This is a genomic window from Nocardia carnea (assembly GCF_029869215.1).
Lineage (GTDB): Bacteria > Actinomycetota > Actinomycetes > Mycobacteriales > Mycobacteriaceae > Nocardia > Nocardia carnea_B.
Window position 1 is genome coordinate 1 of the sequence record NZ_JARWPM010000064.1, and the last position, 5,356, is coordinate 5,356.

Consider the following 5,356-nt stretch of genomic DNA (forward strand, 5'->3'; position numbering starts at 1 on the left):
TATGTTCCGGCGGTGTCCTACTCTCCCACACCCTGTCGAGTGCAGTACCATCGGCGCTGGCAGGCTTAGCTTCCGGGTTCGGAATGGGACCGGGCGTTTCCCTGCCGCTATAACCGCCGTAACTCTATGAAACTGTCCACAGAGAGCCAGTAGCCGGGATCCGGGCGGGAACCGGACCGGTTCCCGAGGATTCCTCGTTCTGTCTTCTGTATCTGTGTGTTGTTTCAGATACTGCACAGTGGACGCGTAGCAACCTTTGTTTGTAAGCCCTCGGCCTATTAGTACCGGTCACCTCCACCAGTTACCTGGCTTCCAGTTCCGGCCTATCAACCCCATGGTCTGTAGGGGGCCTTAACCACTCGAAGGTGGTGGGAAACCTCATCTTGGAACAGGCTTCCCGCTTAGATGCTTTCAGCGGTTATCCCTTCCGAACGTAGCCAACCAGCCGTGCCCCTGGCGGGACAACTGGCACACCAGAGGTTCGTCCGTCCCGGTCCTCTCGTACTAGGGACAGCCTTCCTCAAGTTTCCAACGCGCGCGGCGGATAGAGACCGAACTGTCTCACGACGTTCTAAACCCAGCTCGCGTGCCGCTTTAATGGGCGAACAGCCCAACCCTTGGGACCTACTCCAGCCCCAGGATGCGACGAGCCGACATCGAGGTGCCAAACCATCCCGTCGATATGGACTCTTGGGGAAGATCAGCCTGTTATCCCCGGGGTACCTTTTATCCGTTGAGCGACACCGCTTCCACATGCCGGTGCCGGATCACTAGTCCCGACTTTCGTCCCTGCTCGACATGTCTGTCTCACAGTCAAGCTCCCTTGTGCACTTGCACTCGACACCTGATTGCCAACCAGGCTGAGGGAACCTTTGGGCGCCTCCGTTACATTTTGGGAGGCAACCGCCCCAGTTAAACTACCCACCAGGCACTGTCCCTGAACCAGATCATGGTCCGAGGTTAGAGGTCCAATACGACCAGAGTGGTATTTCAACGACGACTCCACACACACTGGCGTGCATGCTTCACAGTCTCCCACCTATCCTACACAAACCGTACCGAACACCAATACCAAGCTATAGTGAAGGTCCCGGGGTCTTTTCGTCCTGCCGCGCGTAACGAGCATCTTTACTCGTAATGCAATTTCGCCGAGTCTGTGGTCGAGACAGCAGAGAAGTCGTTACGCCATTCGTGCAGGTCGGAACTTACCCGACAAGGAATTTCGCTACCTTAGGATGGTTATAGTTACCACCGCCGTTTACCGGGGCTTAAATTCTCAGCTTCGCGCCCGAAAGCGCTAACCGGTCCTCTTAACCTTCCGGCACCGGGCAGGCGTCAGTCCGTATACATCGTCTTACGACTTCGCACGGACCTGTGTTTTTAGTAAACAGTCGCTTCTCTCTGGTCTCTGCGGCCCACACCAGCTCAGGAAGTAAATTCCGTCACCAGCACGGGCCCCCCTTCTCCCGAAGTTACGGGGGCATTTTGCCGAGTTCCTTGACCACAGTTCTCTCGATCGCCTTAGTATTCTCTACCTGACCACCTGTGTCGGTTTGGGGTACGGGCCGTGTACCAACTCACTAGAGGCTTTTCTCGGCAGCATAGGATCACTGAATTCGCCTCAATCGGCTACGCATCACCTCTCAGGCTATATGCTGTGCGGATTTGCCTACACAACGCCCTACAGGCTTACACCAGTACAACCACTGACTGGCCCAGCTACCTTCCTGCGTCACCCCATCGCTTGACTACTACACCCAGGGTCCCGCGCATCCCCTTTGGGTCTCCCGAAGGAGATCCCGCCAGTTCAGGGCGGTTAGCACAGATGATTCGCCATTGGGCGCGGATACACGGGTACGGGAATATCAACCCGTTGTCCATCGACTACGCCTGTCGGCCTCGCCTTAGGTCCCGACTCACCCTGGGCGGATTAACCTGGCCCAGGAACCCTTGGTCATTCGGCGGACGAGTTTCTCACTCGTCTTTCGCTACTCATGCCTGCATTCTCACTCGCGCAGCCTCCACAACTAGGTCACCCCGCTGCTTCCCTGGCTACACGACGCTCCCCTACCCAGCCACACCACTGCACACACCCCCGTAGAGGTGCGCGGATGTAATATGTGACTGCCGCGGCTTCGGCGGTGTACTTGAGCCCCGCTACATTGTCGGCGCAGGATCACTCGACCAGTGAGCTATTACGCACTCTTTCAAGGGTGGCTGCTTCTAAGCCAACCTCCTGGCTGTCTGCGCAATCCCACATCCTTTTCCACTTAGTACACGCTTAGGGGCCTTAGCCGGCGATCTGGGCTGTTTCCCTCTCGACTACGAAGCTTATCCCCCGCAGTCTCACTGCCGCGCTCTCACTCACCGGCATTCGGAGTTTGGCTGATTTCGGTAAGCTTGTGGGCCCCCTAGACCATCCAGTAGCTCTACCTCCGGTGAGAAACACGCGACGCTGCACCTAAATGCATTTCGGGGAGAACCAGCTATCACGGAGTTTGATTGGCCTTTCACCCCTACCCACAGCTCATCCCCTCAGTTTTCAACCTAAGTGGGTTCGGGCCTCCACGACGTCTTACCGTCGCTTCACCCTGGCCATGGGTAGATCACTCCGCTTCGGGTCTAGAACACGCGACTCAAACGCCCTATTCGGACTCGCTTTCGCTACGGCTACCCCACACGGGTTAACCTCGCCACATGCCACTAACTCGCAGGCTCATTCTTCAAAAGGCACGCCATCACCCACCCACCGAAGTGGCGCAGGCTTTGACGGATTGTAAGCGCACGGTTTCAGGTACTATTTCACTCCCCTCCCGGGGTACTTTTCACCTTTCCCTCACGGTACTAGTCCGCTATCGGTCACCAGGGAGTATTCAGGCTTACCGGGTGGTCCCGGCAGATTCACAGCAGATTTCACGGGCCCGCTGCTACTCGGGCATCATCCACGAGAGCCGTTGAGTTTTCGCCTACGGGATTCTCACCCTCTACGACAGGCCGTCCCAGACCACTTCAGCTAACACAACGGTTTCTTACTCTCGCCCGATCCGGCAGAACCGGGAAGAATGACCCCACTACCCCACACGTGCAACCCCTGCCGGGTATCACACACGCATGGTTTAGCCTCATCCGCTTTCGCTCGCCACTACTCACGGAATCACATATTGTTTTCTCTTCCTGTGGGTACTGAGATGTTTCACTTCCCCACGTTCCCTCCACACCAGCTATATATTCACTGGCGGGTAACACGACATCACTCGTGCTGGGTTTCCCCATTCGGACACCCTCGGATCACAGCTCGGTTGACAGCTCCCCGAGGCTTATCGCAGCCTCCTACGTCCTTCATCGGCTCCTGGTGCCAAGGCATCCACCGAACGCTCTAAAACACTTACAAAACAAAGATGCTCGCGTCCACTGTGCAGTTCTCAAACAACACACCCACCCGAACCTAACACCCGCACCAGCCGGCAACTCCTCAAAGAAGCTCCCGCGGTATGACGGAGATCCGAGCGGATCATGTTTATTACCTGGAAAGAACGCCTGTTCTTTCAGGACCCAACAGTGTGTTGACTACTTAGGTTCCGGCCACCCCGAACCCGATAAGGATCCGAAGCATCGCCGGCGCATGTCAGCGTTCCACCCATGAGCACCACCGGAAGACATTCGCTTCCGAAGTGGCTCTGCCACAAGACGTTTACCATCCCGACTCTTCGGGTGTCCGTGGAGAATGCTCCTTAGAAAGGAGGTGATCCAGCCGCACCTTCCGGTACGGCTACCTTGTTACGACTTCGTCCCAATCGCCGATCCCACCTTCGACGGCTCCCTCCACAAGGGTTAGGCCACCGGCTTCGGGTGTTACCGACTTTCATGACGTGACGGGCGGTGTGTACAAGGCCCGGGAACGTATTCACCGCAGCGTTGCTGATCTGCGATTACTAGCGACTCCAACTTCACGGGGTCGAGTTGCAGACCCCGATCCGAACTGAGACCGGCTTTAAGGGATTCGCTCCACCTCACGGTATCGCAGCCCTCTGTACCGGCCATTGTAGCATGTGTGAAGCCCTGGACATAAGGGGCATGATGACTTGACGTCGTCCCCACCTTCCTCCGAGTTGACCCCGGCAGTCTCTCACGAGTCCCCGCCATTACGCGCTGGCAACATAAGATAAGGGTTGCGCTCGTTGCGGGACTTAACCCAACATCTCACGACACGAGCTGACGACAGCCATGCACCACCTGTACACCGACCACAAGGGGGCCTACATCTCTGCAGGTTTCCGGTGTATGTCAAACCCAGGTAAGGTTCTTCGCGTTGCATCGAATTAATCCACATGCTCCGCCGCTTGTGCGGGCCCCCGTCAATTCCTTTGAGTTTTAGCCTTGCGGCCGTACTCCCCAGGCGGGGTACTTAATGCGTTAGCTACGGCACGGATCCCGTGGAAGGAAACCCACACCTAGTACCCACCGTTTACGGCGTGGACTACCAGGGTATCTAATCCTGTTCGCTACCCACGCTTTCGCTTCTCAGCGTCAGTTACTTCCCAGAGACCCGCCTTCGCCACCGGTGTTCCTCCTGATATCTGCGCATTTCACCGCTACACCAGGAATTCCAGTCTCCCCTGAAGTACTCAAGCCTGCCCGTATCGACCGCAAGCTCGGGGTTGAGCCCCGAGTTTTCACGATCGACGCGACAAGCCGCCTACAAGCTCTTTACGCCCAGTAATTCCGGACAACGCTCGCACCCTACGTATTACCGCGGCTGCTGGCACGTAGTTGGCCGGTGCTTCTTATACTCCTACCGTCACTTTCGCTTCGTCGGAGTCGAAAGAGGTTTACAACCCGAAGGCCGTCATCCCTCACGCGGCGTCGCTGCATCAGGCTTCCGCCCATTGTGCAATATTCCCCACTGCTGCCTCCCGTAGGAGTCTGGGCCGTGTCTCAGTCCCAGTGTGGCCGGTCGCCCTCTCAGGCCGGCTACCCGTCGTCGCCTTGGTAGGCCATTACCCCACCAACAAGCTGATAGGCCGCGGGCTCATCTTGCACCGATAAATCTTTCCACCCCCAACCATGCGATCGGAGGTCATATCCGGTATTAGACCCAGTTTCCCAGGCTTATCCCAGAGTGCAAGGCAGATCACCCACGTGTTACTCACCCGTTCGCCGCTCGTGTACCCCGAAGGGCCTTACCGCTCGACTTGCATGTGTTAAGCACGCCGCCAGCGTTCGTCCTGAGCCAGGATCAAACTCTCCGTTGAAGACTCACAATCACACCCCGAAAGGGCGCAATCAAAAGTACAAACTAGAGTCCGAAAACCTAGCAAAACAATCGCCAGCTGGAATTTAGCTGACTCAAATGTTC

3 rRNA genes are annotated in these 5,356 nt (G+C 56.8%); all 3 read right to left on the reverse strand.

The window, feature by feature from the left end:
• Positions 1-4: 4 nt before the first annotated feature.
• The 3 genes from rrf to QH276_RS02980 all read right to left on the reverse strand — a co-directional run bounded on the left by rrf (position 5) and on the right by QH276_RS02980 (position 5,252).
• Positions 5-121: ribosomal RNA gene (rrf, locus tag QH276_RS02970) — 5S ribosomal RNA — on the reverse strand.
• A gap of 137 nt (positions 122-258) precedes the next feature.
• A 23S ribosomal RNA gene (locus QH276_RS02975) occupies positions 259-3,391 on the reverse strand.
• Between the two features lie 344 nt (positions 3,392-3,735).
• Positions 3,736-5,252: ribosomal RNA gene (locus tag QH276_RS02980) — 16S ribosomal RNA — on the reverse strand.
• The 16S, 23S and 5S rRNA genes sit together here, the layout of an rRNA operon.
• Between the last annotated feature and the right edge of the window lie 104 nt (positions 5,253-5,356).